The sequence below is a fragment of the Geodermatophilus sp. DSM 44513 genome, from assembly GCF_032460525.1.
In the GTDB taxonomy this organism is placed as follows: Bacteria; Actinomycetota; Actinomycetes; order Mycobacteriales; family Geodermatophilaceae; genus Geodermatophilus.
Genome location: NZ_CP135963.1, coordinates 270,044 through 295,696 on the forward strand (window position 1 = coordinate 270,044; position 25,653 = coordinate 295,696).

Below are 25,653 nucleotides of genomic sequence, written 5' to 3' on the forward strand. Positions count from 1 at the left end.
CGGCCGACGGCGCCGGGCGGCGTCCTCAGTCCAGTGCGCGGCGGCGGAAACCCACCAGGCTGGTGGCGCCGAAGACGACGAGGAAGCCGGTCAGGGCCAGCGCGCACAGCCACAGCGGCAGGTGCGGCACCTCCGGGGCCATCTGCGCCCGCAGCGCCTCGCTGACGTAGGTCAGCGGGTTGAGCGCACACACGACCTGGAACCAGCGCAGGGAGTCCAGCGACTGCCACGGGAACTGCGTGGAGCCGGTGAACAGCAGCGGCGTGAGCACGACGGCGAACACCACGTTGATCCGGTTGGGCTTCACCGACGTCCCGAGCGTCATGCCCATGACCGCGCCGACCATCGAGCCGAGCACGAGGAAGGCGGTGATCACCGGCAGGTCGGCCCACTGCACGGGCAGCGCGCCGAGCACCCACCAGCTGATCGGGAACATCACCGCCGCGGCGATGAGCGCCCGCAGCACCGAGAACACCACCTTCTCCACGGCAACCAGCGAGGTGGGCAGCGGGGCGAGCAGCCGGTCCTCGATCTCCTTGGTGAACGAGAAGTCGATGACCAGCGGGAAGGCGGTGTTCTGCAGCGCGGTGAGGAATGCGGTCAGCGCGATCACGCCGGGCAGCAGCACGTCGGAGTACTGAGCAGTGGCGAAGCCCAGCTCGACGAGCACCTTGCCGAAGACGAACAGCAGGAACACCGGCTGCAGCACCACCTGCAGCAGGAAGGGCACCAGCTCGCGGCCGGTGACGAACACGTCACGCCACAGCAGCGCCCGGAAGGCCCGGCCCACGGCCGGCGGGCGCGGCGCGGGCACGCCGACCCGGGCGGTCAGGCCCCCGCCGGAGCCCGGTGCGGCTGTGCCGGTGTCCGTCGTCCCCGTGCTCGTCGTCCCCGTGCTCGTCGCCCCCGTGGTCATCGCAGCTCCCGTCCGGTCAGGTTGAGGAAGACGTCCTCCAGGCTGGGCTCCCCGATCCGCACCCCGGTCAGCCGGGCCCGCCGGGCGCCGAGGACCTCCGACACCGGGCCGACCAGGGCCGCGGCGTCCCCGGACAGGTACAGGCGGGCGCGCAGCCCCGAGGCGTCGGCGACCTGCTCGACCCGCTCGGCCAGCGGGGCGAGCGCGGCCAGCACCGCCTCGTCGGTGTCGTCCTCGGCGCGCGCGACGTCGATGTCCAGCGTGGCGCTGCCCGGCAGCGCGCGGGTGAGCGCGGCCGGGGTGTCCAAGGCCAGCAGCCGCCCGGAGTCCATGATCCCGACCCGGTCGGACAGCGTCGCCGCCTCGTCCATGTCGTGCGTGGTGATGACCACGGTGACCCCGCCGTCGCGCAGCTCCCGCACTCGGTCCCACACGAACAGCCGGGCCTGCGGGTCCAGCCCGGTGCTCGGCTCGTCGAGGAACACCACCTGCGGGGCGTGCATCAGCGCCCGGGCGATGAGCAGCCGCTGCGCCATGCCGCCGGAGTACTCGTCGACCTTGTCCCCGCCCCGGCCGCCCAGGCCCAGCTGCTCGAGCAGCGCATCGGCCCGGCGGTTGCGCTCGGCCCGGCCGACGCCGTGGTAGGCGGCGTGGAAGACCAGGTTCTGCCGGGCGGTGAGCGCACGGTCCAGGTTGGACCGCTGCGGCACCACCGACAGCCGGCTGCGCGCGGTCACCGGGTCGGCGGCGACGTCCACCCCGGCGACGGTGACGGTGCCCGAGGTCGGCAGCACCCGCGTGGTCAGGACGCCGAGGGTCGTCGTCTTCCCCGCGCCGTTGGGGCCGAGCAGGCCGAAGACCTCCCCGCGGTGCACGGTGAAGGAGATGCCGTCGACGGCGTTGGCCGGCCGGCCGGGGTAGCGCTTGACCAGGTCGCCCACCTCGACGGCGGCGTCGCCCGGTCCTCCTGCTCCACCCGCGTCCACCACGGCCATGCTCCCACCGACCGACGGCTACCCGGCGCTGCGGCCGGGACACGCCCCGGCGGCGAGGGACCGGCGGGCCTGCTTGACCCGGTACATGGCCGCGTCGGCGGTGCCCAGCGCTGACTCCGCGGTGTCCTCGGCGGAGCACAGCGCCACGCCGACGCTCACCCCGATCGCGTGCTGCGCGCCGGTCGAGGTGCGCACCGGTGCGGCGAAGGCCGCGGCCACCCGCGCGGCGACGTCCCGGGCGGCGGTCGGCGAGCCGAGGTCCGGGCACAGGACGACGAACTCGTCGCCGCCCATCCGGGCCACGGTGTCCCCGGGCCGCACCGCGGCGGCCAGCCGGCGGCCGGCCTCGACGAGCACCTCGTCACCGGTCGCGTGCCCGAGGGTGTCGTTGACCGCCTTGAAGCCGTCCAGGTCGCAGTACAGCAGCGTGAGCGGGGTGCCGGTGCGCCGACCGGTCCGCAGCGCCTGCTCCAACCGGTCGACCAGCAGCGTGCGGTTGGCCAGGCCGGTCAGCGGGTCGTGCAGGGCCGCCGTGCGCAGCGCGGCCTCCAGCGAGCGCTGCGCGGTGACGTCGGCCATGGTCAGGACGGCGCCCAGCAGCCGCCCGTCCTCGCCGCGGACCTGCGTGCCGGCGACCGACAGCAGCCGCACCGGCTGGCCGGGCAGGGCGATGCCGGCGTCCCGGTCGCGCACGCCGCCCTCGTCGAGCACCCGGCGCAGCGCGAGGTCCTCCGGCGCCAGGGGCCGCCCGGAGCCGTCCACCAGCGACAGCGCCGCGGGCAGGTCGGCCGGCTCGAGGCCGGCCAGGTCGACCGGCCGCTCATCCAGGCCCAGCCAGCCGCGCAGCGCCCGGTTGACGGTGGTGAGCCGGCCCGCCGGGTCGGTGGCGGCCACGCCGACCGGCAGCGCGTCCAGCAGCGCCCGGCTGAACGCCTCGGTGCGGACCAGCCCGGCGTGCGCCGCCTCGGCCTGCGCCTGGGCGGCCTGGCTCTCCGCGGCCAGCACGGCCAGCTGCAGCGCCTGGCGCCGGCGGTGGAAGGTGCCGACGACGAGCGCGGCCAGGTCGGCCAGCCGGTCGCCGTCGCTCGCGCGGAACCGGTGCGGCTGGTCGTCGAAGACGCACAGGCTGCCCACCGGCGTCCCGTCGATCTCCAGCGGGGCGCTGGCGTAGGCGCGCACCCGGCCCAGCCGGCCGTCCACGAGCGGGTGGTCGCGGAAGCGTGGGTCCGCGGCGAGGTCGTCGACCACCAGCACCGCGCCGGCCGGCCGCGGGACCACGGCGCACAGCGTGTCCGGGCGCGGCATCGACGCGGCGGGGAAGCCGTGCGTGGCGACCTGGTGCTGGGTGTCCGCGTCGAACAGGTGCACCGCCGCCATCGGCAGCCCGGTGACCGCCGCGGCCAGCCGCACGATGGCGTCCAGGTCGGCGTCGGGCACGCCGTCGAGCAGGCCCGCGCTCTCCAGGAGCTCCGCCTGCCGGGCGCCGAGCGCGTCCGGTGCCCCGATGTCGGTGCTGCGACCCATCGTCCTTCGTCCCCCGCTGCTGGAGTGACCGGGCCGGGAGGCCCGCTGCGTCCCAACGGCAGCCACCGGGGCTGCGTCGAGCTCCAGGGTTACCACCCACCTCCGACGGGGGACGCCGTCAGCCGGTGAGTGTGCGCACCGTCTCGACCGCCGCGACGACCGCGAAGACGAGGAACAGCACCGCGGCGACCCGGCGGATCAGCGCCACGGGCAGCCGGTCGGCGAGCCGGCCGCCGAGGAACACGGCCAGGCCCGAGACGGTGAGCAGCGCGGCCCACGCCCCCGCGAAGACCGACACCGGGTCGTCCAGGCGGGCGGCCAGCCCCGCGGTCGCCAGCTGGGACAGGTCGCCCCACTCGGCGGCGAACAGCACGCCGAAGGAGATGGCGGCCGCGCGCAGGGACGACGTCCCCTCCCGGCCGGCCGCCACCTCGCCGGCGTCCTCCGGGCCGTCGGCCGCGCTGCGCCACAGCAGCACCGCACCGACCAGGAACAGCACCGCGACCACACCGCTGACCAGCGCCTCGGGCAGCAGCGAGAGCAGGCTGCCCGCGGTGACCGCGATCGCCACCTGCAGGCCGAACGCCGTCCCGACCCCGACGAAGACCGGCAGCGGCGGGAAGCGGGTGGCCAGGACCAGGCTGGCGAACAGCGTCTTGTCCGGCAGCTCCACCGGCAGGACGAGGACGAACGCGGTCGCCACGACGGTCAGGGACAGCACGGTGCTCCCCTCCGCTCGACCGCCGGGCCCGGGCGAGCCTAGTCGCGGGGGTCGGGAAAGCCGGTGCGCGGCCGCGGACCCGGCGCTACGGTCCCGGGATGCCGTTCCGTTGACGCACCGAGCCGTCCGCGCTGCCACCCGCCGCCCGGCCGCTGGCCCGGCTGGCCGTCGGCTGGGCCGCGCTGTCGGAGCTGGTGCCGCTCTACCCGCTCTACGCCCTGCTGTTCTTCGACACCGGGCTGTCCGCCGCCGACCTGTCCCTGCTGTTCGCCGTCTGGTCGGTCACCGCGGTGCTCGCCGAGGTGCCGGCCGGTGCGCTGGCCGACCGGTGGTCCCGCCGCGGGGCCATCGCCACGGGTGGGGTCCTGCAGGCGGTCGCCTTCGCCGTGTGGACGCTCGCCCCCTCGTCCGCGGGGTTCGCCGCCGGTTTCGCCGTCTGGGGGCTGGCCGGCGCGCTGGTCTCCGGGACGGTGGAGGCGCTGGTCCACGACGGCCTGGCCGACGTCGGTGCCGGGTCGGCGTTCGCCCGGGTGCACGGCTGGATGACCGCCGCCGAGTTGCTCGTCCAGGTCCCGACGGCGGCCGCGGCGAGCGCGCTGTACGCCGTCGGCGGCTATCCGCTGGTCGGCTGGGCCAGCGCGGCGGTCTGCCTGGCCTGGGCGGGCCTGGCGCTGCGCTTCCCCGAGCCGCCGCGTGAGACGGACGGCGGGTCGCTGCTGGGCACCCTGCGCCGCGGCGTGGCCGACGTCGTGCGGGTCCCGGCGCTGCGGCTGACCGCGGTCGCGGTGGCCCTGGTCGGTGGGCTGGACGCGGTGGAGGAGTACTTCCCGGTGCTGGCCGCCGACCGCGGGGTGCCGACGGTCGCCGTCCCGGCCGTGGTGCTGGGCGTCGCGCTGGCCGGGGCGCTCGGCGCGGCGCTCGGTGGCCGGGTGGAGCGGCTGCCCGACCGGGTGCTGCCCGCCCTGCTGGCGCTGGCCGGCCTGCTGCTCGCGGCGGTCGCCGTGCTGCCCGGGCCGGCGGCCCTGGTCGTCGTCGCGGTCTCCTACGGGCTCTACCTCGCCGTGCTGGTGGTGGCCGAGGCACGGCTGCAGGAGCGCATCGAGAGCACCCGCCGGGCGACGGTCACCTCCGTCGCCGGCCTCGGCGTCGAGCTCGCCGGGCTGCTGGTCTTCGCCGCGTGGGCGGCGGGTGGGGTGCTGGCGGTGGCGGTGCTCGTGCTGGCCGTCGTCCCGGTGGTCGCCGCCGGGCTGCGCCGGCCGGTCAGCTGACCGGCGCCGGCGGCCGCACCGACAGCCGGGGCAGCAGCACGTGCACGAGCGGCCCGATGGCCAGCGCGTACAGCACGGTGGCCATGCCGAGCGTGCCGCCGAGCAGCCAGCCCGCCGCGACCACCACGACCTCGATCGTCGTGCGCACCAGCCGCACCGAGCGTCCGGTGCGGCGGACCAGGCCGGTCATCAGCCCGTCGCGGGGGCCGGGTCCGAGGTGCACGCCGACGTAGGCGGCCGTCGCGACGGCGTTGAGGCCCACGCCGAGGGGCACCAGCGCCACGCGGACGCCGAGGGAGGACGGCTCGGGCAGCACGGCCAGGACGGCGTCCAGCGCCACCCCGATGACCACGACGTTGCTCACCGTGCCCAGCCCGGGCCGCTCGCGCAGCGGGAACCAGGCCAGCAGCACCAGGGCGCCGACGACGATGGTCACCACCCCGAGGGACCAGTCGAGCTGCCGCGCCAGGCCCTGGTGCAGCACGTCCCAGGGCATCACGCCCAGGCCCGAGCGCACCAGGAGCGCCATCGAGAACGCGTACAGCAGCAGGCCCGCGTAGAGCTGGACGAGGCGGCGGACGGGCTGGTGCACCCCTCGATCCTGCGCCAGGATTGGCCCGCACACCACAGGCCAATCCGGGAGAGGTGGCATGGAGTCGACGTCGGCCCGCGCGCTCGCCGCGCTCGTCGGCGACCTCGCCACCGACCGGCCGCCGCGGTACGCGGCGCTGGCCGGGCGGGTCCGGCGGCTGGTCGCCGACGGCCGGGTGCCGCTGGGCACCCGGCTGCCGGCCGAGCGGGAGCTGGCGGCGGCGCTGGCGGTCAGCCGCGCCACGGTGACCGCCGCCTACACCCGGCTGCGCGAGGACGGCTGGGCCACCGCGCGGCAGGGGGCGGGCACCTTCGCCGCGCTGCCGGCCGGCCCGCACCGGGGCGCCTGGGTGCCCGGCCCGGTGGACGACGGCGCCATTGACCTGGCCCACGCCGCGCCCGCCGCGCCCGCCGCCGTGCCCGCCGCCCTGGCCGCGGCCCTGGAGGAGCTGCCCCGGCTGCTGTCCTCCCACGGCTACCACCCGGCCGGCCTGCCCGACCTGCGCGCGCGGGTCGCCGGGCGCTACACCGCGCGCGGCCTGCCCACGACACCGGAGCAGGTGCTCGTCACCAACGGGGCCCTGCACGGGGTGTCGGTCGCCTTCGCCGCCCTGCTCGGCCGCGGCCGCCGGGTGCTGGTGGAGCAGCCGAGCTACCCCAACGCCCTGCAGTCCGCCCGCGCGCTGGGCGCCCGCGTCGTCCCCGTCGGGCTGGACGCCGACGAGCCGGCCGCCTTCCTCGACGCCGCGGAGCGGGCGCTGTCCGCCGTCCGGCCGGCCGCGGCCTACCTGATGCCGGACTTCCAGAACCCGACCGGCGTGCTGCTCGACGTCCCGGGCCGGGAGCGGCTGGCGGCGGCGCTGCGCCGCACCGGCGTGCCGGCCGTCGTCGACGAGACGTTCGCCGAGCTGGGCCTGGACGTGCCCGCGCCGCCGCCGCTGGCCGCGTTCGGCGCCGGCCACGTCTCGGTCGGCACGCTGAGCAAGGTGGCGTGGGGCGGCCTGCGGGTCGGGTGGGTGCGCGCCGAGGCCGACGTCGTCCGCCGGCTGACCACGGTCGCCGTCGCGACGTCGATGTCCGGGCCGGTCGTCGAGCAGCTGGCCGCGTGCGTGCTGCTCGACGGGCTGGACGCCGAGCTGCCGGCGCTGCGGAAGCGGCTGCGCGAGCGGCGCGCCGTCCTGGCGGGGGAGCTGCGCGCCCGGCTGCCCTCCTGGCGGGTGCCCGAGCCGGCCGGCGGCCTGGTGCTGTGGTGCGGGCTGCCGACGCCGCGCTCCCGGGCGGTGGTGGCAGCCGCCGAGCAGCTGGGGCTGCGGCTGGCCGCCGGGCCGCTGTTCGGCACCGGGCACGCCCTCGACGACCGGTTGCGGCTGCCCTACACCCAGCCGCCGGAGGTGCTGCGCCGCGGCGTCGCCCTGCTCGCCCGCGCGGACGCCGCGGCCACCGGCGCCCGGCCGCCCGCCGGCGAGCCGCGTGAGCTGGCGGTGGTCTGACGCAGCGTCCACGGGCCGGGACCACGGGTCGCCGCCACCGGGCCGGGCGCCTACGGTCGGGGCGGCCCCGGGCTCCCGCAGCGGAGCGGACGCCGGGTACCCCGCGGAGGTCCCGATGACGCACCTGAGCACCCGCCGGCGCACCCTGGTCGTCCTCGCCGCGGCGGTGGTGGTGGGCAGCGGCGTCACCACGGCCACGGCCGGCGGGGACCGGCCCGCGGACGGCGGCCAGCGGGCCGCGGCCGGGCAGCACCGGGACGGCGGCGAGGCGGGTGGCGGCGGCTGCCGGCGGGCCGACGTCGCCGGCGACCTGACCCTCGACGTCACCCACGAGGGCGTGACGTACCCGGTCGCCGTGTACGTGCCGGGCGGCCTCCCGGCCGACCGGGTGCTGCCGCTGGTCCTCAACCTGCACGGCAGCACCGGCAACGGCCCCCAGCAGATGGACGTCAGCGAGCTGCGACCCGTGGCCGACCGGGAGGGCTTCGTCGTCGCGGCGCCCAGCGGGGCGATCCCGCTGACCCCGCGGACGCCGCCCGACCCGGCCGGCAGCTGGGCCTGGAACGTGCCGGGCGTCCCGACCACGGAGAACGCCCTCCCGCCGGCGGACGCCCGCGACGACGTGGCCTTCTTGGGCCGGGTCGCCGACGTGGTCTCCGACCGGCTGTGCACCGACGACGCCCGCACCTACGCCACCGGGTACTCCGGCGGCGGCCGGATGGCCTCGACCTTGGCCTGCCGTACCCCGGAGCGCGTCGCCGCCATCGCCCCGGTGGCCGGGCTGCGCGCCGGCCGACCGGACCCGGACGACACCTCCGTCCCCGAGGTCGAGGACTGCCGGCCGGACCGGCCGGTGCCGGTGGTCACCTTCCACGGCCAGCAGGACGCGGTGAACCCCTACGACGGCAGCCCCGATCTCCGCTGGGGCTACGACGTGCCGCTCGCGGTGCAGACCTGGGCCCGCCTCGACGGGTGCCGGGTCGGGCCGGACGCGGTCACGGTCAGCCCGCACGTGACCAGGCTGGGCTACACCCAGTGCGACGGCGGCAGCGAGGTGCAGCTGTACCGGGTCTCCGACGGTGGCCACACCTGGCCGGGCACGGAGTACCCCACGTCCAACGGCACGGTCACCCAGGAGATCGAGGCGGCCGAGGTCGTGTGGGACTTCTTCGAGGACCACCGCCTGCCCTCCCGGTAGCCGCGGCCCTCCGCGTCCTCAGGGCAACGGCAGGTCGGGTCAGCTCAGCCGATGGGTCAGGCGGACGTCGACGACGTCGCCGTCGCCCTTGCCGATCGCCCGGCGGACGGCGGCGGCCACCGGGAGCTTGTGGGTGCCGTCGCCCAGGGCCATGAAGGCGCCGGTGAACTGGTGGCCGTCGACCGTGCCGGCGACCTTGACCAGGCCCCGGGTGCCGAAGACCTCGGCCGAGTCGGGCCACTGGACGCAGGTCCAGGTGTCCCCGGGCCGTGCCCTGCCCAGGCGGGCGGTGAAGGTGATGTCCAGCGGTGTCGGGCCGGCCACGGTCGTGCTCCTCGTCGTCATGCCGGTTGGACTCCCTCGAAGGTGCGGAGTCATCGGTCCCGCGCGGGCGGGGCGTCGAACTCGGCGACCAGGCGTCTCGGTGCGCGGGCCCGCCACGCGTCCTCGACCAGCTCGGCGAGCTCCTCCAGCGGGACCCGGTCCAACCGCACGACCACCGCCGGGTAGCCGTCGAGGTGCGGGACGGTGAGGAACACGGCGGGGTCGTCGGCGACCAGCGCCGCCTTGACGCCCTCGTCGGCCACCCGCACGCTCAGGAGCGGCTCGGCCGGGTCCGGCGCTGCGGGACCCAGGGCCGCGCGGTCCGGCCCGCGCAAGGGCCGCTCCCACACGAACAGCTTCCCGCGCACCCGCCAGGAGGGCAGTCCGCCGTAGGAGGCGTGCTCGTCGGTGTCCGGCAGCGCGGCGACCAGTCGCCGCACGTCGGCCCAGGTGGCCACCACCGCAGTCTGCCGCCCGGTCCCGCCCGGGGGGCCGCCCGCCCGCACGGTGTCACCGTGCGGGCACGATCGTCAGGGGCGGCGAGCACGTCGCCGTCCGGTGGACCGAGAGGAGGAGCCGATGGGCCTCGACGCCGTCGGGGCGTTCGCCCTCGTGGCGGCCGTGGTGACGCTCACCCCCGGCGTGGACACCGTGCTGGTGCTCTCCACCGCCACCCGGCACGGCGCCCGCCACGGGCTCCTGACGTCGCTGGGCACCATCAGCGGCCTGTACTGCTGGGGCCTGGCGGCGGCCACCGGCGCCAGCGCGGTGCTGACCGCCAGCACCGGCGCCTACACCGCGCTGCGCATCGCCGGGGCGGCCTACCTGTTCTGGCTGGGCCTCCGGGCGCTGCGCTCCCTGCTGAGGACGCCGACCCCGTCACCGGCCGACCCGGTCCCGGCCGTGCTGTCGCGGCGGCGCGCCTACCTGCAGGGCCTGCTCACCAACCTGCTCAACCCCAAGATCGGCGTCTTCTACCTCAGCCTGTTCCCGCAGTTCGTCCCCGCCGACGCCGCCGCGCTGCCGGCCGGGCTGCTGCTGGCGTCAGTGCACGCCGTCCAGGGTGCGGTCTTCCTCGGCGGGATCTCGCTGCTGGCGCACCGCGCCGGCGCGTGGCTGCGCCGCCCCCGCGTCGCACGGGGCCTGGACGGGGTGTGCGCCGCGGTCTTCCTCGGCTTCGGTGCCCGCCTGGCCCTGAGCCCCTGAGCGGCCCCCGGTGGGACGACGTCCCGCGGGAGGCTGGACCTCGCCCCTGAGGCGTGTCGCAGGGTGGCGGCATGACCGCAGACGACCTGATGACCGCCGGCCGGTTCGGCTCCCTGACGTTGCTCTCGGCGAAGGCCCTGCGGATCTACGCCGACCGGGGCCTGCTGTCGCCGTCCCGGGTGGACGCGCGCACCGGCTACCGGTACTACGCGCCGAGCCAGGTGCGGACCGGCTGGCTGATCGGCCTGCTGCGGTCAGCGGGCCTGTCACTGGAGGAGGTGGGCCAGGTCGTCACCACCGACCCCGCGACCGGGCTCGCCCACCTCGAGCGGCTGGCCGCGACCCTGCAGCACCGGACCGCGGCGGCACAGGCGGTGCTGCAGCGGGCGCGGCTGCACCTGCGCGGGGAACCCGACGCCTCCCGGGTCGTCGCGGCCCTCGACGTCGACCGCCCCGTCATCAGCACGCTGCGCCGGATGGCCCCGGAGGAGATGGCGACCGCCGTCCCGCGGGAGCTCGCCCGCATCCGGGCGGCCGCGGCCGACGCGGGCCTGACGGCGACCGGCGACCCGTTCGGGGTCTTCCACGCGCCGGTCACCGCGGACTCCGACGGGCCGCTGGAGGTCGCCCTGCCGGTCGACGGGCTGGCCGACGTGCGGGGTGACCTGCGCAGCCACCGCCTGCCGGGCGGACTGGTCGCCCGGCGGTACGCCGAGGGCCCCGAGACCTGGTTCCCGGAGATCCTCGCCCTGTACGACGAGGTGCACAGCTGGATCACCGAGGGCGGGCACACCCCGGTCGGACCGCCCCGGGAGACCTGGCACAACGGCCCGGACGACCCCGAGCCGCTCCGGCTGACGATCTCCTGGCCGTACGCGACCCCGCCGGGAAGACGCGACCGATGAGTCCGGGGCTCCGGGACGGTCAGCACGGTGACCGATCGCCACCGACCACCCCGCAGGAGGACCCGATGACCGCAGCACCCGCGACCGCTCGGCCGCTGGACGCCACCTTCACCGCCCCGATCCGCAGGGACGGCGCGTTCCCCACCTACCTGGAGCTGCCGGGCTCCGCGGAGCTGCTGGGCACCCGGCGGGCCGTCAAGGTCACCGGGACCCTGGACGGCCACCCCTTCCAGGCCACCCTGATGCCCTCCGGCACGGGCCCGCACTGGCTGCCGCTGCGGGCCGCCCTGTGCCGGGCCATCGGCAAGGCCGACGCCGGTGAGCAGGTCGCCGTGCGGCTGCAGCAGCGGCTCAGCTGAGAGGGCGGGGGCGGGGAGCGGGGAGCTGTTGCCGCGCCCGGCGGGCGATGCGCGCGGCGACGACACCGGCGGCGTGGCCGTCGTCGACGTTGCTCACCACGACGCCCGGTGCCGACGAGGTCAGCACCGCCAGCAGCGCGCCGAGCCCGCCGAACGAGCCGGGCCGCCCGGCGGAGGTCGGGACGGCCACGACCGGCACGTCGGTCAGCGCGCCGAGCAGGCCGGCCAGCGCGGCGTCCTGGCCCGCGACGACGACCAGGCAGTCGACGTCGTCGGGCAGCACCCCGGCGGGGGGACCGGTGCGGGACGGGCCGGCGCCCACGTCGTCCACCCGGACCACCGCGGTGCCGGCGACGCGGGCGGCGAAGGCGGCCTCCGCGGCCACCGTGCGGTCGCCGCCGGTCCCGCACAGCACGCCGATCCGGCCGGCCGGCTCGGGCAGCGGCCCGACCGCCGCGGACATCGAGGCGGCGTCGACCGTCGTGCAGGCGTGGTGCTCGCCGGCCAGCGCGACCAGCGTCTCGGGCGCGGCCCCGACGACGACGGCCGGTCGGTCGGGGAACTGCCGGCGCGCGGTGCGGACCAGGGCCAGCACCTGCTCGGTGCTGCGGCCGGTGCCCCGGACGACGTCGGGCGCGCCCGGCACCGCCCGCGCCGGCGCGGGCGGCGTGGCGGGCGCTGCGGCGGGCGGCGGCAGCGGGGCCAGGGTGGGTTCCGCGGGGCTGCCCAGGCCCAGCGGCGGGTCGGCGGGCTCCACGAGGAGCGGCGCGAAACCGCCGGTCGCACCGGCGGGGTCGTCCGGGGCGGACCCGTCCGTCACGGGCGTCTGGGCCACCGGCGCACCGACCGCGGCGCGGGTCTGGGTCGCTGCCGGCAGCCGGACGACGCGGTCCCGGCCGCTGCGCTTGGCGTCGTAGAGCACCCCGTCGGCGGCGGCGAACAGGGTGCGCCGGTCGTCGCCCAGGGTGGCCGAGGCGATGCCGGCGCTGATCGTGACCGGGACCGGCAGGCCGAGCGCGGACCAGTCGGTGCCGGTCACGGCGCGGCGGCAGCGTTCCAGGGCGTGCTCGGCCTGCTCGGCGGTGGTGTCGGGCAGCAGCACGACGAACTCGTCGCCGGCCCAGCGGCACACCTCGTCGGTGTCGCGGCACCCGGCCACCAGCACCTCGGCGACCCGGCGCAGCACCTCGTCGCCGCCGGCGTGGCCCACGGCGTCGTTGACCTCCTTGAACCGGTCGACGTCCACCACGGCCAGCGCGATCGCCGTGCCGTCGGCCAGCAGCCCGTCGAGCCGGGCCTCGGCGTAGCGCCGGTTGGGCAGGTGGGTGAGCGGGTCCTCGTAGACCTGCCGGCGCAGCTGCCCGGCGGCCCGCTCGGTCTCCAGCAGGCTCTTGCGGCGGCCGAACAGCTCCACCCAGCGGGTGCGCCGCTCGTCGACCCGGTCCAGCTCGTCGGTCAGGTAGGCCTGCAGGTAGGGCAGGGCGCGGCCGGCGTCGTCGCGTTCGGCGTGCAGGGTGCACAGCTCGCGCAGCGCGGCGCGGCGCACCCGCGGGAGGCCGTGCTCGGTGGCCGCCGCGAGCGCCCGGGTCAGGTGCTCGTCGGCGCCGCCGCCGTCGCCCTGCCGACGCAGCGCGCGGCCGAGCGCGAGCAGCGCCGTGGCCTCCAGCGCCCGGTCGTACCCGCCGGCGACGCGGACGGCGGCGCGCAGCGGGCCCACCGCCGAGGCGTGCTCGCCGGAGCCGGCCAGGGCCCAGCCGTGCACGACCTGGGCGGCCACCACCGCCTCGGCGGCCTCCGGCGGCAGCAGTGCCAGCGCCTGCTCGGCCAGCGCCCGGGCCTCGGCGAAGTGCGGCGTGGCCGCCGCGGGGTCCCCGTCGTCGAGCAGCGCCTCCCCGAGCTCGGCGCACAACTCGCCCAGGGAGCCGGCGGCACGGGCGACGAGCACGTCGGCGTCGCCCTCCTCGGGGCGCAGCGCGCCGGGGACGGCGGCGGCGGCCACCGCGGTCTCGTGCGCCCGCCGCTGGTAGTCCAGGGCCAGCGGCATCAGCTCCAGGTCGGCGAGCACGCCGGCCAGGGTGGACAGGGTCTGCACCAGCAGCGCCGACGGCGGCAGCGCCGGCTCCAGCAGGCTGGCGGCCTCCACCGCCTCGTCCATGGCGGCGTCGACGCGGCGGGACAGCAGCTCGATGCGGGCGTGCCGGGCCAGCCCCGCGGCCCGCTGCAGCCCGTCCTCGGTGGCGTCGAAGGAGGCCTTCGCGGAGCGGACCAGGGCGATGGCCAGCGCGGCGTGCGACGCGGACCCGTCCTGCGGGTCGCCGTCCCCCGTGCCGGCCGGCAGGCCGTCGATGAGCGCGGCGACGCCCGCGTGCAGGTCCAGGGCGACTGCGGGGTCCGGCCCGGCCGCGGGCTGCACCGGGTCGCCGACCAGCGTGAAGCCGGCCTGCCGCAGCCGGCGCACGAGCAGCTCGGCGCGCAGCGTGTCCGCCCACGCCCGGTCCAGGTCGGCCGGCCGGTCGGCGCCGTCGCCCGGGGACGCCGCCACGTAGGGGGAGGAGTCGGTGCCGACGCCGGCCAGCAGCTGCTCGGCGTCGTCGAGCTGCCCGTTGGTCAGGGCGGCGGTCACCCGGTGGTACAGGGCTCCCGGGGGCACCAGCGCACTGTGCCCCCCGGTCCCGGCGGAGTCGAGGACCGTCCGGGGGGCACGCCGGGGGCCCGGTGCCCGTGCGTCACAGCCGTCCCACCGGCGCTGCACCGTCACGGCCCGCCCTCCCCGCCGGCCCGGGAGCCCGGGGCGCGCACCCGGTTGCGGCCCCCGCGCTTGGCGGTGAACAGGTGCAGGTCCGCGGCGTCGAACAGCGAGCGCCAGCCCAGCGGCTCGCCGTCCCCGGCGTGCGCGGTGGCCACGCCGATGCTCACGGTCACCGGCTCGGGCAGCGCGAGCTCGCCCCAGTCCGCCTCGGCCACGGCGGCGCGCAGCCGGTCCACGGCGACCAGCGCCTGGGTCTCGGTCGCCGTCGGCAGCACGACGAGGAACTCGTCCCCGGCCCACCGGTACACCTCGTCGCCGGTGCGGCTGTGCTCGCGCAGCAGCTCGGCCACCCGGCGCAGCACCGCGTCGCCGTGCGAGTGGGAGGTGTCGTCGTTGACCTCCTTGAACCGGTCGACGTCGACCACGGCCAGGGACACCGGCCCGACCCCGCCGCGCAGGGCACCCAGCCGGCGCTCGGCGCTGCGCCGGTTGCCCAGCCCGGTGAGCGGGTCCTCGAGGGCCGCCCGGCGCAGGTGCGCGGTGTGCCGCTCGGCCTCGCGCAGCCGGCTGCGCCGCACGAACAGCTCCGCCCACAGCTCCCGGCCCCGCGCGTGCGCGCGGCCGGTGTCGGCGCGGTAGGCCTCCAGCCAGTGCAGCGCCTCGGCCGGTCGGCCCAGCGCCGCGGTGCCCTGGCCCAGCTCCAGCAGGCACTGGCGGTAGCGGCGGCGGTCGCCGCTGGCGGCGAAGGCCCCGGCGGCGTCGACCAGCAGGTCGGTGGCCTCCGCGTCGTGCCCGCCGCCGGCCCGTGCCCGGGCCAGCCGGGTCAGCACGCGGGCCAGCACCAGGTCGGTGTAGCCGCGCAGCCAGGTCCCGCCGTCCCGGTGCACCCGGCGGTGCACCCGGCGCAGAGGGCCCAGCGCCTCCTCGACGTCGCCGCCACCGGCCATCGCCCACGCCTGGACGACGTCGAGCAGCTCCTGCTCACCGGGCCTCGGCTCCCGGTCGAGGGCGCGGGCGCGCTCCGCGCACTCCACCGCGGTGGCGGCCAGCGCCCGGGCGTCCGCGGTCCGGTCGCGCCGGTGCAGCGTGTGGGCCAGCTCGGCGTGCTGCTGGGCGCACAGCTGCAGCAGCCGCCACCGGTCCGCGACACCGGGCAGCTCGTCGGCGACCCGGGAGCCCGCCACCGCCTGCGCGACCGCGAGCTCCTCCAGGTCCAGGGCGGCCAGCGTCAGCGACAGCCACAGGTGGGCCTGGTGCAGGGCGCGGGACGGGCCGTCGGCCGCGGCCGCCTCGGCCAGCAGCCCCGCGTCGACGGCCAGCAGCATCGCCGCGTCGACGTGGTCGGCGGACACCTCGACCGAGGCCAGGTGGGCCAGGGCCAGCGCGGTCCACGCATCCGGCGGGCAGCCGTCCAGGGCGTCCCGGGCGGCGGCGACCCCGGCCGCCACCGCCGCACGCTCGCCGTCGACCAGGCCGCGCCGGGCGGCCAGCGCGTGCCGCCAGGCCGTCCAGCGCGGGTCGGCCACGGCGTCCAGCGCCGCCGTCGCCCGGTCGTGCTCGGCGGTGAACGCGGCCGGGTCGTCCCGGTCACCGGCGGCGAGCAGACGCCACAGCGCACCCTCGAGGTCACCGTCGGTGAGGTGCTCCGGGCCGGGTGTCACGCATCCCCTCCACGACGGTGTGCGAGCACGGGCCCACCCGACCCGCTCTACCCTCACCGGGTGACCGGGACGACGCGGTACGCCTACCTGGGGCCCGAGGGTACCTTCACCGAGTCCGCCCTGATCAGCGCCGTCGGGCCCGCCGAGGGGGTCCGCCGGCCCACCGCCGGGGTGCCGGCCGCGCTGGCCGCCGTCCGCTCCGGGGACGCCGACGCCGCGCTCGTCCCGCTGGAGAACTCCGTCGAGGGCTCGGTGCCCGCGACCATGGACGGCCTGGCCGACGGTGCCCCGCTGCTGGTCACCCGCGAGGTGTTCCTGACCGTCTCCTTCGTCCTGGCCGGACGCCCCGGGACGACGCTGCCCGCCGTCCGCTCGGTGGCCAGTCACCCGCACGCGCTGGCGCAGACCGCCGGCACGCTCGCCCGGCTGCTGCCCGGCGTGGTCCCGCTGCCGGCCACCTCCACCGCGGAGGCCGCCCGGCAGGTCGCCGCCGGCGAGCACGACGCCGCGGTCTGCGCGCCGATCGCCGCGGAGCGCTACGGGCTGACCGTGCTGGCCGACGACGTCGCCGACCACCCCGGCGCGGTCACCCGCTTCGTGCTGGTCGCCCCGCCCGGCCCGCTCCCCGCGCCGACGGGCAACGACAAGACCTCGCTGGTCGCCGTCGTCGGGGACCGCACCGGCGCGCTGCTGGACCTGCTGACGGAGTTCGCCGTCCGCGGCATCAGCCTGACCCGCATCGAGTCGCGGCCGACCCGCGAGCGGCTGGGCGTCTACTCCTTCTCCCTCGACTGCGAGGGCCACGTGGCCGACGCGCGGGTGGGGGAGGCCCTGTCGGCGCTGCACCGGGTGTGCGACGAGCTGCGCTTCCTCGGCTCCTACCCGCGTGCCGACGGCCGGGAGAACAGGCCGGTCACCGCGGTGTCGACCGACGCGGCCTTCGGCGAGGCCGGCGACTGGCTGCAGCAGGTGCGCGCCGGCCGGGTGTGATCACCGCGAGGAGGCGGGCTCGAGCTCCCGCTCGCGCTCCGGCTCCCTCCGGCGGCGGGCCAGCCGGCTGGGCCACCAGGTGCGGTCGCCGATCAGCGCCACCGCCGCCGGCACGACCAGCGAGCGGACCACGAAGGTGTCCAGCAGGACGCCGAAGCCGACCAGGAACGCCAGCTGCACGAGGAACAGCAGCGGCAGCACCGACAGCGCGCCGAACGTCGCGGCCAGCACCAGCCCCGCGGAGGTGATCACCCCGCCGGTGACCGCCAGCGCCCGCAGCACGCCCTCGCGGGTGCCGTGCGCGAGCGACTCCTCCCGGGCGCGGGTCATCAGGAAGATGTTGTAGTCGATCCCCAGCGCGACGAGGAAGACGAAGGCGATCAGGAGGATGGTCGGGTCGCTGCCGGGGAACCCGAAGACGCCGTCGAACAGCAGCGCGGCCACGCCCACCGTCGCCCCGACGCTGAGCACGACCGTGGCGACCAGCAGCAGCGGCGCCAGCAGCGAGCGCAGCAGCAGCGCCAGCACGACGGTGACCACCGCCAGCACGCTGGGCACGATCACCCGCAGGTCGCGCGCCGCGGTCTCCCGGGTGTCGAGGTTGGTGGCGGTGTCGCCGCCGACCAGGGCGGCGGGGTCGGCGGCGTCCAGCGTGCTGCGCAGCCGCTGCACCACCTCCACCGCCTCGGTGCTGTCCGCCGGGACGGCGAGCACCACGTCCAGCCGGACGAGCCCGTCCACCACCACCGGCGCTGCCCCCGGCTGCGGCGGGCCCTGCGCGCCGGTGAACGGGACGACGGTCGCCACGCCCTCGGTGGCCGCGGCCGCCTCGGCCACCGCCGGCGCCGTCGCCTCCGGGGTGACGACCACGGTGGGGCTGCCGGAGCCGGCGTCGAAGTGGCGGGCGAGCGCCTCCTGGCCGTCGACGCCGTTGGACTCGCCCTGGATGACCTCGGAGAACGTCGTCCCGGCCGCGTCGTAGGTCGGGGCGAAGACGGCGGCGGCCAGCAGCCCCAGCACACTCAGGGCGAGCACCCGGCGGGGACGGCGGCCGACCAGGGCGGCCACCCGCTGCCACCCCCGGCCCTGCGGCGGCTCGACGCCGTACTGCGGGCGGAACGGCCAGAACGCCGCCCGGCCGAGCAGGGTGAGCGCGGCGGGCAGGAACGTCAGGGCGGCGACGATGGACAGGGTCACGCTCACCGCCGAGATCGGCCCGAGCCCCCGGTTGCCGGCCAGGTCGGACAGCAGCAGGCACAGCACGCCGAGGACGACGGTCGCGCCGGAGGCCACGATCGGCTCCCAGGACCGGCGCAGCGCCGTCCGCATCGCGGTGTACTTCGACTCCTCGTGGCGCAGCTCCTCGCGGAAGCGGGCGACCAGCAGCAGGCCGTAGTCGGTGGCCGCGCCCACGACCAGGATCGAGGCGATGCCCTGGCTCTGGCCGTTGACGGTGATCACCCCGTTGTCGGCCAGCAGGAAGGCGACGGCGTTACCCGCGGTGAGCGCCAGGCCCGCGGTGCCGATGACCAGGAACGGCAGGATCGGGCTGCGGTAGACGACCAGCAGGATGACCAGCACGACGCCGAACGCGGCCAGGAGCAGCAGCCCGTCGATGCCCTCGAAGGCCTTGCCGAAGTCGGCGAAGATGCCGGCCGGCCCGGTGACGTAGGCGTCGGTGCCCTCGACGGCGATGGCCGCGCGGATCTCGTCGACCAGCGGGCCGAGCTCGTCGCCGAGGTCGGGGACCAGCGGGAGGAGGACCTGCACCGCCTCGCCGTCCTGCGACGGGACCGGCGGGCTGGGCTGGCCGGCGAGGTAGCCGGCGTCCTCGGCGATGCGGGCGGCCTCCTGCGTCCGCTCGCCGACGGCCTGCAGCACGGCGGGGTCCAGCTGCCCGTCGCCCTCCCAGAGCAGGACGGCGGGGATGGCCTGCACCGGCGAGAAGCCCTGCTGCAGGTCGGCCACCTGCGTGGACTCCGCGCTGTCGGGGAGGAACGCGGCGGTGTCGTTCTCCTGCAGCCCGGTCAGCTGCCCGCTGAGCGCGCCGAGGGGGCCGGCACCGGCGAACCAGACCAGCAGGACGAGTGCGGGGAGGATCCAGCGCCAGCGACCCATGGTGGTTTCCCTCGACGATCGATAATCTCGGCGATCGAGAGGTTAGGCCCGGGGGTCTCGATGGCGCAAGCGCGGGAGGTGTCGGGTGGACGACGACCAGCGGCAGGACGTCGCGCTCCTGCTGCGCCGGCTGAGCCTGGACCTGGACGCCGTCGGACAGCGGTTCGCCGCACTGCACGGGCTCGGGCGCACCGACTGCCGGGCACTGGTGGCGATCATGGACGCCGCCCGTCGGGGGGAGGCGCTGACCGCCGGTGCGCTCGGCCGCACCGTCGACCTCAGCTCGGCGTCGGTGACCGCGCTGGTCGACCGGCTGGAGCGGGTCGGGCACGTGCGCCGGGTGCGCGACGCCGACGACCGGCGCCGGGTCACCCTGGAGATCTCACCGAGCGCGATGGCCGCCGGCGTGGAGTTCTTCGGCGGGCTCAACCGCGACCTGCTGGCCGCGATGGCGGCCCACCCGGACGAGGAGCTGGCCGTCGTGCACCGGTTCCTGACGGAGATGTCCGACGTCATCTCCCGCCACGCCCACGGTGGCGGCTGACCTCAGAGGTAGAGGCCGGTGGACTCCTCGATCCGCTCGGCCGCCACGGCGTGCACGTCCCGCTCGCGCAGGATGATCAGCTCCTCGCCGTGCACCTCGACCTCGTGCTGGTCCTCGGGGCTGAACAGCACCTGGTCGCCGACCTTCACCTGGCGGACGCCGGCACCGACGCCGCGCGCCTCGCCCCAGGCCAGCCGCTTGGCCACCTGCGCCGTCGCCGGGATGAGGATGCCGCCGGTGGACCGCCGCTCGCCGTCCTCCCGCCGCAGCGCGACCAGGACGCGGTCGTGCAGCATCTTGATCGGCAGCCCGCTGCCCTTGCCCTCAGCCACGATTGCGCACGTTACGCGGACCGGCGTGACCGCCTTTATCGCGATATGGGCGGTCAGGACCAGCCGAGCTCGTGCAGCCGGTCGTCGTCGATGCCGAAGTGGTGCGCGATCTCGTGCACGACGGTGACCGTCACCTCCTCGACGACCTCCTCGGCGGTCGAGCAGATGTCGCAGATGGCCTCGCGGTAGACCATGATCCGGTCCGGCAGCGCGCCGCCGTACTCCCAGCCGCGCTCGGTCAGCGCGTACCCCTCGTAGAGGCCGAGCAGGTCCGGCTCGTCGGCGTTGCGGTCCTCCACCAGGACGACGACGTTGTCCATCAGCGCCATCAGCTCCGGCGGGACCTGGTCCAGGGCGTCGGCGACCAGGCCCTCGAAGACCGGGAGGGGGAGCGGCCTCACCAGGAGGTGGGCAGCGGCCGGCCCTCCTCGTAGCCGGCCGCGCTCTGCACCCCCACCACGGCGCGCTCGTGGAACTCGTCGACGGTGCGGGCACCGGCGTAGGTGAACGAGGAGCGCACCCCGGCGACGATCTGGTCGACGAGGTCCTCCACGCCGGGGCGGGCCGGGTCCAGGTACATCCGCGAGGAGGAGATGCCCTCCTCGAACAGCCCGGCGCGGGCGCGCTCGAAGCCGCTCTGCGTCGACGTCCGGGCCTTGACCGCGCGCGCCGAGGCCATGCCGAAGGACTCCTTGTACAGCCGGCCGGAGCCGTCGTCGTGGACGTCGCCGGCGCTCTCGTAGGTGCCGGCGAACCAGGAGCCGACCATCACGCTGGCCGCGCCGGCGGCCAGGGCCAGGGCGATGTCGCGCGGGTGGCGCACGCCGCCGTCGGCCCACACGTGCTTCCCCGATGCGCGGGCCGCCGCGGCGCACTCCTCGACCGCGGAGAACTGCGGCCGGCCGACGCCGGTCATCATCCGCGTGGTGCACATGGCGCCCGGGCCCACGCCGACCTTGACGACGTCCGCCCCGGCCTCGACGAGGTCGCAGGTGCCCGCGGCGGTGACCACGTTGCCCGCGACCAGCGGCACGGAGCCGGCCACCGAGCGGGCCGCCCGCACCGCGTCGGCCGCCTTCTCCTGGTGGCCGTGCGCGGTGTCGACGACGAGCACGTCGACCCCGGCGGCCAGCAGCGCGGCGGCCTTGGCCGCGACGTCGCCGTTGATGCCGACGGCCGCGGAGGTGAGCAGCCGGCCCTGCGCGTCGACGGCCGGGGTGTACAGCGCCGAGCGCAGCGCGCCCTTGCGGGTGATCACGCCGACCAGCCGGTCGCCCTCGACCACCGGCGCCGCGCTGACCCGCTCCCCGGAGAGGACGTCGAAGACCTTCGGCAGGTCGGTGCCCGCGGGGACGGTGAGCGGGTCCTCGGTCATGACCTGGGAGAGCTGGGAGAACCGGTCCACGCCGTGGCACTGGCCGTCGGTGACCACGCCCACGGGGACGCCTCCGTCCACCACCACGACGATGCCGTGCGCCCGCTTGGTCAGCAGCGCCAGCGCGTCGGCCACCGTCGAGGTGGGCGCCAGGGTGATCGGGGTGTCGTAGACCGGGTGGCGGGCCTTGGTCCAGGCGACCACCTCGGCGACGACGTCGACCGGGATGTCCTGCGGCAGCACCGCCAGCCCGCCGCGGCGGGCCACCGTCTCGGCCATCCGCCGTCCGGAGATCGCGGTCATGTTCGCCACGACCACCGGGATCGTCGTGCCGACCCCGTCCGGCGTGGTCAGGTCGACCTCGAGCCGGGAGCCCACGGTGGAGTGGTCGGGCACCATGAACACGTCGGCGTAGGTCAGGTCGGTCGCCGGGCGCTGGCCGTTGAGGAACCGCATGCGCCGATTGTCCCGCACCACCCCCCGGCGCCGGGGCCGCGCGGGTCAGCCGGCCGCGACCGCGTGCGGCCGCTGCCGGGCGGTCGCGGCCACGGCCGCCAGCGCGGCCAGCCCCGTGGCGGCCAGCCCGGCCAGCGCGGGCTCCCCGGCCCTCGCCGTCGAGAGCAGCACGCCGAGCAGTGCCCACCCGACGGCCAGCACGTAGCCGGCCTGCCCGCGGGACAGCCGGGCCCCGGCCAGGCCCGTGGCGGCCGCACCCACGAGCAGCGCGGCGAGCAGCAGCGGCCCGGCGTCCGGCACCAGCACGCCGGCGTTCAGCCACACCGCCGCCGACGTCCAGCCGGCGTAGAGCCCCACGCTGCCGCCGAGCAGCAGCCGGGTCAGGGGGTCGCCGGGGGTGCGGACGACGGCGGCCAGCGCCGGGGCGAGGGCGGCCAGCATGCCGAGGAACACCGGCAGGGTGAGCCGCGGTGCCGCGGCGGCGGCGACCAGCCAGGCGACGTAGCCCACCTGGGCCACCGACAGCGGGAGCTGCACCTCGCGCCACGGGGCGCTGGTGGCCCGGTGCAGCGGGAGGCCGCGGACGGCGGCGGCCAGGCAGCCCACCGTGATCGGGCCCCAGATGGCGAAGAACGGCCCCGGCGGGACCAGCACGGTGTCGTCGCCGGTCAGGTCGAAGGGCACGAACGCCGGGCTGGCCAGCTGCGCCAGCGCGGTGCCCAGCAGCAGCCACCGCCCCCGCCGTCCGCCGGCCAGCAGTCGGTCGTGCAGCCGCGCGCGGGCCATGGTCATCTCCGTCACCCCTGTCCTCGTCACCTACCCCGACTTCGCGCCGCCGTCCGGTCCGGATGCAGCCCCGGGGGTGGGCCCGGGAGCGTCCGTACGATCGGGGCGTGATCGACCTGCGCCTGGTGCGCGAGCGCCCCGACCTCGTCACCGCCAGCCAGCGTGCCCGCGGCGCCGACGAGTCCCGGGTCGACGCGCTGCTGGTGGCCGACGCCGCCCGCCGCGAGGCGGTCAAGCGCGCCGACGACCTGCGCGCGGAGCAGAAGGCGGCCTCGCAGGCGGTGAAGAGGGCCACCCCGGACGAGCGCCCCGCCGTCCTGGAGCGGGCGCAGGCGCTCGCCGCGCAGGTGCGGGAGGCCGAGGAGGCGCTGCGGGCCGCCGACGCGGCGCTGCGCGCGGCGCACCTGCGCATCCCGAACGTGGTGCACGACGGCGTCCCGCCGGGTGGCGAGGACGACGCGGTGACGCTGCGCACCGTCGGCGAGGTGCCCACCCACGACTTCCCGGTGCGCGACCACCTGGAGATCGGCGAGGCCCTCGGCGCGATCGACACCGAGCGCGGCGCCAAGGTCTCCGGCGCCCGCTTCTACTTCCTCACCGGCCCGGGCGCGCTGCTGGAGTTCGCCCTGGCCCAGCTGGCGATCGGCCGCGCGGTGGCCGCCGGCTTCACCCCCGTCGTCGCCCCCGCGCTGGTGCGGCCGGAGGCGATGGAGGGCACCGGGTTCCTCGGCGAGCACGACGAGGAGGTCTACCGCATCGAGCGCGACGACCTCTACCTCGTCGGCACCTCGGAGGTCGCGCTGGCCGCGATGCGCGGCAACGAGGTGCTCGACCTGTCCGCCGGGCCGCTGCGCTACGCCGGCTGGTCGTCCTGCTTCCGCCGGGAGGCCGGCTCCTACGGCCGGGACACCCGCGGCATCATCCGGGTGCACTGGTTCGACAAGGTCGAGATGTTCGTCTTCTGCCGGCCGGAGGACGCCGCCGCCGAGCACCTGCGGCTGCTCGCCTGGGAGGAGGAGTTCCTGCAGGCCCTCGAGCTGCCCTACCGGGTGGTCGACATCGCCGCCGGCGACCTGGGCACCAGTGCCGCGCGCAAGTACGACATCGAGGCGTGGTTCCCCTCCCAGGGCGCCTACCGCGAGCTCACCAGCACCTCGGACTGCACCACCTTCCAGGCGCGGCGGCTGAACACCCGCTACAAGGACGCCGACGGGCGCAACCAGGTCGCCGCCACGCTCAACGGCACCCTGTGCGCCATCGCCCGCACCATCGCCTGCCTGCTGGAGGTGCACCAGCGCGCCGACGGGTCGGTGCACGTGCCGGCCGCGCTGCGCCCCTGGCTGGGCGGCGTCGAGGCGCTCACCCCGGGCATGGTGCTGGCCGCGCCCACGCCGCCGGCCGCATGAGCGAGACCGCACCCCGGGCCGTGCTGTCCGGCCACGTGCCCTCGCCGGTCGCCGACCGGGTGGTGGACCTCGGCGACCTCGGCACCTGGCGGCCGAAGCTGGTGGCCACCGACCTCGACGGCACGCTGCTGGCCTCCACCGGCGAGGTGAGCCCGCGCACCCGGACGGCGCTGGAGGCGTGCTGGGACGCCGGCATCCCGGTCGTCGGCGTCACCGGCCGCGGCCCCCGGCTGCTGGACAGCGTGCGCGCCGCGCTCGACGGGCGCGGCATCGCCGTCCTGGCCCAGGGCGGCTTCGTCGTCGACCTGGAGCGCGACGAGGTGCTGCGCACCGTCGGGCTGCCCCGGTCGCAGGCCACGGGCGTCATCGAGCGGATCGAGGAGGTCGCCGGGGAGCTGGTCGTGGCCGTCGAGGACGCCGCGGATCAGGGCGAGGTGCACTCCCCGCTGCGGGTGCAGCACGGGTTCGACTGGCCCTACCCCGAGCCCGCGCACCTGCTGCCCCGCAACGAGGTGCTGCCCACCGGCGCGGTGCTCAAGGTGTTCCTGCGCTCGGCGACCCTCGGCCAGGACGAGCTGCTGGCCCGCGCCCGCCGCGTGGTCGACCCGGCCGACGCCGAGCTCACCCACGCCGGCCTGGGCTTCATCGAGGTGCTGCCGCCGGGCATCACCAAGGCCACCGGCCTGGCCATCGCCCTGGACCGACACGGCGTGGAGTACGGCGACGTGCTCGTCTTCGGCGACATGCCCAACGACCTGCCGATGATCGAGGCGGTCCGCGACGCCGGCGGCCGCGCGGTCGCGGTGGCCAACGCCCACCCCGCCGTCCGGTCGGCGACCCCCCTGCTCACCAGCGGCCACGACGCCGACGGCGTGGCCCGCTACCTGGAGGCGGTGCTCGGTGTCTGACCGGTTGCGCGATGTCTGACTGGAGCCCGCGGCTGATCGCCAGCGACATGGACGGCACGCTGCTGCGCGGCGACGACACCGTGAGCCGCGCGACGGTGGCCGAGCTGGAGCGCTGGCGCGCCGCCGGGGTGCCGGTCGTGCTGGCCACCGGGCGGCCGCCGCGGTGGATGGTGCGCATCCGCGAGGTGCTGCGGTACGGCACGGCGGTGTGCTGCAACGGCGCCGTCCTGCTGGACCTGGCCGGTTTCGAGGTCCTCGACGAGGACGCGCTGGCCCCCGACGTGCTGCAGGAGGTCACCGCCGAGCTGCGCCGCCACCAGCCGGACACCTGGTTCGCCGTCGAGTACGGCCTCGAGTTCCGCCACGAGCCGGTCTACCAGCCGCGCTGGGACGTCGACGCGCCCGGCGTGGCGGTGGCGACGCTGGAGGAGATGGTGGCCGCGCCGGTCGCCAAGCTGCTGGCCCGGCACGAGTCCCTGCCGCGGGACGAGTTCGTCGCGCTGGTCGAGCAGGTGGTCGACGGCCGCGCGACGGTCACCAACTCCTCCTCCGACGCCCTCGCCGAGATCTCCGCGCTCGGCGTCACCAAGGCCACCGGCATCGCCAAGGTCGCCGCCGAGCACGGCGTCGGCCCGGAGGACGTCGTCGTGTTCGGCGACATGCCCAACGACATCGCCGCCTTCGACTGGGTGCGCGAGGCCGGCGGCCGGGCGGTGGCCATGGCCCACGCCCACCCCGACCTGCTGGCCGCGGCCACCGACGTCACCGGCACCAACGAGGACGACGGCGTCGCGGCCTTCCTGGCCTCCCTCTGACGCTCGCCGCCCGGGT

The 25,653-nt window shown here is 76.9% G+C and carries 25 protein-coding genes; 11 read left to right on the plus strand and 14 right to left on the minus strand.

The window, feature by feature from the left end; genetic code table 11:
- Positions 1-25: 25 nt before the first annotated feature.
- The 4 genes from RTG05_RS01285 to RTG05_RS01300 all read right to left on the minus strand — a co-directional run bounded on the left by RTG05_RS01285 (position 26) and on the right by RTG05_RS01300 (position 4,156).
- Entirely contained in the window at positions 26-916 is an 891-nt protein-coding gene (locus RTG05_RS01285; protein ID WP_315912213.1) for an ABC transporter permease, read from the minus strand.
- Positions 913-1,911, minus strand: coding sequence for an ABC transporter ATP-binding protein (locus tag RTG05_RS01290; protein WP_166527115.1), 999 nt, complete (start codon positions 1,909-1,911; stop codon positions 913-915). The genes RTG05_RS01285 and RTG05_RS01290 overlap by 4 nt, the downstream gene beginning before the upstream one ends.
- An 18-nt stretch (positions 1,912-1,929) precedes the next feature.
- A complete protein-coding gene (locus tag RTG05_RS01295) occupies positions 1,930-3,435 on the minus strand; it encodes a diguanylate cyclase domain-containing protein (protein WP_166527116.1) in 1,506 nt (501 codons plus the stop codon).
- 118 nt (positions 3,436-3,553) lie between these two features.
- A complete protein-coding gene (locus RTG05_RS01300) occupies positions 3,554-4,156 on the minus strand; it encodes a TMEM165/GDT1 family protein (protein ID WP_315912214.1) in 603 nt (200 codons plus the stop codon).
- Between the two features lie 194 nt (positions 4,157-4,350).
- On the opposite strand from RTG05_RS01300, the gene RTG05_RS01305 reads away from it, so the two are divergent.
- Positions 4,351-5,424, plus strand: a complete 1,074-nt coding sequence (locus RTG05_RS01305; protein WP_166527117.1) for an MFS transporter — start codon at positions 4,351-4,353, stop codon at positions 5,422-5,424.
- On the opposite strand, the gene RTG05_RS01310 is transcribed toward RTG05_RS01305, so the two are convergent.
- Complete coding sequence (locus RTG05_RS01310; protein WP_315912215.1) at positions 5,417-6,016, minus strand: membrane protein YczE; 600 nt, start codon at positions 6,014-6,016, stop codon at positions 5,417-5,419. The two genes, RTG05_RS01305 and RTG05_RS01310, sit on opposite strands and share 8 nt — an antisense overlap.
- A gap of 58 nt (positions 6,017-6,074) precedes the next feature.
- Here RTG05_RS01310 and RTG05_RS01315 point away from each other — a divergent pair, with 58 nt between their 5' ends.
- Together RTG05_RS01315 and RTG05_RS01320 are read left to right on the plus strand one after the other, a co-directional pair.
- Complete coding sequence (locus RTG05_RS01315; protein WP_166527119.1) at positions 6,075-7,505, plus strand: MocR-like transcription factor YczR; 1,431 nt, start codon at positions 6,075-6,077, stop codon at positions 7,503-7,505.
- 115 nt (positions 7,506-7,620) lie between these two features.
- Positions 7,621-8,703 carry a CE1 family esterase gene (locus tag RTG05_RS01320; protein ID WP_166527120.1) on the plus strand — a complete coding sequence of 361 codons (1,083 nt, stop codon included), beginning with the start codon at positions 7,621-7,623 and terminating at the stop codon, positions 8,701-8,703.
- A 39-nt stretch (positions 8,704-8,742) separates the two neighbouring features.
- Here the strand turns inward: RTG05_RS01320 and RTG05_RS01325 are convergent, their stop codons facing one another.
- Together RTG05_RS01325 and RTG05_RS01330 are read right to left on the minus strand one after the other, a co-directional pair.
- Positions 8,743-9,048: a DUF1905 domain-containing protein gene (locus tag RTG05_RS01325; protein ID WP_166527121.1), complete on the minus strand. Its 306-nt coding sequence runs from the start codon at positions 9,046-9,048 to the stop codon at positions 8,743-8,745.
- A gap of 29 nt (positions 9,049-9,077) precedes the next feature.
- Positions 9,078-9,485 carry an MmcQ/YjbR family DNA-binding protein gene (locus RTG05_RS01330; RefSeq protein WP_166527122.1) on the minus strand — a complete coding sequence of 136 codons (408 nt, stop codon included), beginning with the start codon at positions 9,483-9,485 and terminating at the stop codon, positions 9,078-9,080.
- Between the two features lie 121 nt (positions 9,486-9,606).
- Here RTG05_RS01330 and RTG05_RS01335 point away from each other — a divergent pair, with 121 nt between their 5' ends.
- The 3 genes from RTG05_RS01335 to RTG05_RS01345 all read left to right on the plus strand — a co-directional run bounded on the left by RTG05_RS01335 (position 9,607) and on the right by RTG05_RS01345 (position 11,497).
- The gene (locus tag RTG05_RS01335) at positions 9,607-10,233 is read left to right on the plus strand and encodes a LysE family translocator (protein WP_166527123.1); all 627 of its coding nucleotides are present in this window, start codon (positions 9,607-9,609) and stop codon (positions 10,231-10,233) included.
- Positions 10,234-10,304: 71 nt separating this feature from the next.
- Positions 10,305-11,138 (plus strand): MerR family transcriptional regulator, encoded by an 834-nt coding sequence (locus tag RTG05_RS01340; RefSeq protein WP_208104745.1) that lies wholly within the window; start codon positions 10,305-10,307, stop codon positions 11,136-11,138.
- Positions 11,139-11,203: 65 nt separating this feature from the next.
- Positions 11,204-11,497, plus strand: a complete 294-nt coding sequence (locus RTG05_RS01345) for a DUF1905 domain-containing protein (protein ID WP_166527124.1) — start codon at positions 11,204-11,206, stop codon at positions 11,495-11,497.
- Here RTG05_RS01345 and RTG05_RS01350 read toward each other — a convergent pair.
- Both RTG05_RS01350 and RTG05_RS01355 read right to left on the minus strand, forming a co-directional pair.
- On the minus strand, positions 11,490-14,147 hold the full coding sequence (locus tag RTG05_RS01350; RefSeq protein ID WP_315912216.1) for a diguanylate cyclase domain-containing protein: 2,658 nt from the start codon (positions 14,145-14,147) through the stop codon (positions 11,490-11,492). The two genes, RTG05_RS01345 and RTG05_RS01350, sit on opposite strands and share 8 nt — an antisense overlap.
- 104 nt (positions 14,148-14,251) lie before the next feature.
- Positions 14,252-15,907, minus strand: coding sequence for a GGDEF domain-containing protein (locus tag RTG05_RS01355; RefSeq protein WP_166527125.1), 1,656 nt, complete (start codon positions 15,905-15,907; stop codon positions 14,252-14,254).
- A 60-nt stretch (positions 15,908-15,967) separates the two neighbouring features.
- Here RTG05_RS01355 and pheA point away from each other — a divergent pair, with 60 nt between their 5' ends.
- On the plus strand, positions 15,968-16,897 hold the full coding sequence (gene pheA / locus RTG05_RS01360) for a prephenate dehydratase (protein ID WP_166527126.1): 930 nt from the start codon (positions 15,968-15,970) through the stop codon (positions 16,895-16,897).
- On the opposite strand, the gene RTG05_RS01365 is transcribed toward pheA, so the two are convergent.
- A complete protein-coding gene (locus RTG05_RS01365) occupies positions 16,898-19,015 on the minus strand; it encodes an MMPL family transporter (RefSeq protein ID WP_166527127.1) in 2,118 nt (705 codons plus the stop codon).
- An 85-nt stretch (positions 19,016-19,100) separates the two neighbouring features.
- Between RTG05_RS01365 and RTG05_RS01370 the strand changes: the two genes are divergently transcribed.
- Positions 19,101-19,559: a MarR family transcriptional regulator gene (locus RTG05_RS01370; protein WP_166527128.1), complete on the plus strand. Its 459-nt coding sequence runs from the start codon at positions 19,101-19,103 to the stop codon at positions 19,557-19,559.
- Between the two features lie 2 nt (positions 19,560-19,561).
- On the opposite strand, the gene RTG05_RS01375 is transcribed toward RTG05_RS01370, so the two are convergent.
- The 4 genes from RTG05_RS01375 to RTG05_RS01390 are packed head-to-tail and all read right to left on the minus strand — an operon-like array spanning position 19,562 to position 22,523.
- The gene (locus tag RTG05_RS01375) at positions 19,562-19,891 is read right to left on the minus strand and encodes a GroES family chaperonin (protein ID WP_315912217.1); all 330 of its coding nucleotides are present in this window, start codon (positions 19,889-19,891) and stop codon (positions 19,562-19,564) included.
- A 53-nt stretch (positions 19,892-19,944) separates the two neighbouring features.
- A complete protein-coding gene (locus tag RTG05_RS01380) occupies positions 19,945-20,292 on the minus strand; it encodes a metallopeptidase family protein (protein ID WP_166527129.1) in 348 nt (115 codons plus the stop codon).
- Complete coding sequence (locus RTG05_RS01385) at positions 20,289-21,722, minus strand: GuaB1 family IMP dehydrogenase-related protein (RefSeq protein WP_166527130.1); 1,434 nt, start codon at positions 21,720-21,722, stop codon at positions 20,289-20,291. Before RTG05_RS01385 ends, RTG05_RS01380 begins: the two co-directional genes overlap by 4 nt.
- Positions 21,723-21,767: 45 nt before the next feature.
- Positions 21,768-22,523, minus strand: coding sequence for a TspO-related membrane protein (locus tag RTG05_RS01390; RefSeq protein ID WP_166527131.1), 756 nt, complete (start codon positions 22,521-22,523; stop codon positions 21,768-21,770).
- Between the two features lie 92 nt (positions 22,524-22,615).
- On the opposite strand from RTG05_RS01390, the gene serS reads away from it, so the two are divergent.
- The 3 genes from serS to RTG05_RS01405 are packed head-to-tail and all read left to right on the plus strand — an operon-like array spanning position 22,616 to position 25,637.
- Positions 22,616-23,914 carry a serine--tRNA ligase gene (gene serS / locus RTG05_RS01395; RefSeq protein WP_166527132.1) on the plus strand — a complete coding sequence of 433 codons (1,299 nt, stop codon included), beginning with the start codon at positions 22,616-22,618 and terminating at the stop codon, positions 23,912-23,914.
- The gene (locus tag RTG05_RS01400) at positions 23,911-24,822 is read left to right on the plus strand and encodes an HAD family hydrolase (RefSeq protein ID WP_166527133.1); all 912 of its coding nucleotides are present in this window, start codon (positions 23,911-23,913) and stop codon (positions 24,820-24,822) included. The genes serS and RTG05_RS01400 overlap by 4 nt, the downstream gene beginning before the upstream one ends.
- A gap of 11 nt (positions 24,823-24,833) precedes the next feature.
- On the plus strand, positions 24,834-25,637 hold the full coding sequence (locus RTG05_RS01405; protein ID WP_166527134.1) for a Cof-type HAD-IIB family hydrolase: 804 nt from the start codon (positions 24,834-24,836) through the stop codon (positions 25,635-25,637).
- The last annotated feature ends 16 nt before the right edge of the window (positions 25,638-25,653 follow it).